Genomic DNA, 1,086 nt, shown 5'->3' on the forward strand with positions numbered 1-1,086 from the left:
GGGTGGGTGAGCAGCCGCGGGGGGCGCGGCCATTCCCCCGGCCAACTCGTCCCATCATCGGGGGCAGTCGGGGCGATGCGGCGGATGGAGCGTTCGGGAACGTCGCTTTCGACCGGGGCGAAGCGATAGAGGCGTTGCTCGCCGATGCGGTTGGTGAGCGTGTCGATGAGATCGCTGATGTCCGGCTCCGGCTCCTCGACCAGCGAAGAGATGATCTGCTTGGCTCCGAAGGGCTCAGCGAGGGTTGCGGTCAGCGTCATCAGTTCGATGCCGAAGCCGGGGTCGACAGTTTCGATGCGGTCGGTGAGAAGCCGGGTCAACCGTTTGACGTCCCGTACCGGCACCGCGGTGCCGATACGAATGGCCTCGATGCGGTTGTCGACGCGGTGGAACAGCAGGTCGAGCCGGCGAGCGCCGAGCCCCCGTGTCTCGAGCGCCTCGCAGAGCATCACGACGAGCTTGCCGGCATAGCGGGCGATCGTCTCGGCGGCGCTGATCGGCTCGCCAAAGGCGCGACGAACGGCGATCAGTTCGGGGGAGCGGATGGGCTCGAAGGGTTCGCTGCGCCCGCCCACGGCCTGGTCGAGGCGGCGGCCGAGCTCAGGCCCGAAACGCAGCGTGCGGGCAGCCCGGGGGGCGGCTTCGACTTCGCCGACCCGTTCGAAACCCAACGTATGGAGGCCGTCGACAATGTCGTGCGGAAGACGCAGAGAGCTGATCGGGAGATCGCGCACGATCGCGGCGGCTTGGCCGGCGGGCGCGACGAAGGTCGGCCGGGCGAGAAAGCGCGCACAGGCATGGGCAGCGCCCCAAGAATCGGCAACGGCCGCCCGGGCCTCGATACTGGACGCCGCGATACGCGAAACCAGGCCCTCGAGCATCGCGTCCTCCCCGCCATGCAGATGGTCGGCGCCCGTGGTGTCGATGATGAGGCCATCGGACGGATCGGCGGCGACGATTGGCGCGTAGCGCAGCGACCAGAGCGCCATTCTATCGAGAGCCTCGGCGTCGCCCGCTGGATCAAGATTGAAGCTCTGCAGCCCCGGCACGAGGACTTGGGCCTTGCTCGCCGACATGCCCACCCCC

The 1,086-nt window shown here is 68.6% G+C and carries 1 protein-coding gene; it reads right to left on the reverse strand.

What is annotated here, in order from left to right:
• Positions 1–1,082 (reverse strand): DNA polymerase Y family protein (locus EOA13_RS37230; protein WP_245490609.1); only part of this gene is annotated, 1,082 nt, incomplete at its 3' end.
• Between the last annotated feature and the right edge of the window lie 4 nt (positions 1,083–1,086).

The organism is Mesorhizobium sp. M7A.F.Ca.US.011.01.1.1 (genome assembly GCF_003998295.1).
Taxonomy (GTDB): Bacteria; Pseudomonadota; Alphaproteobacteria; order Rhizobiales; family Rhizobiaceae; genus Mesorhizobium.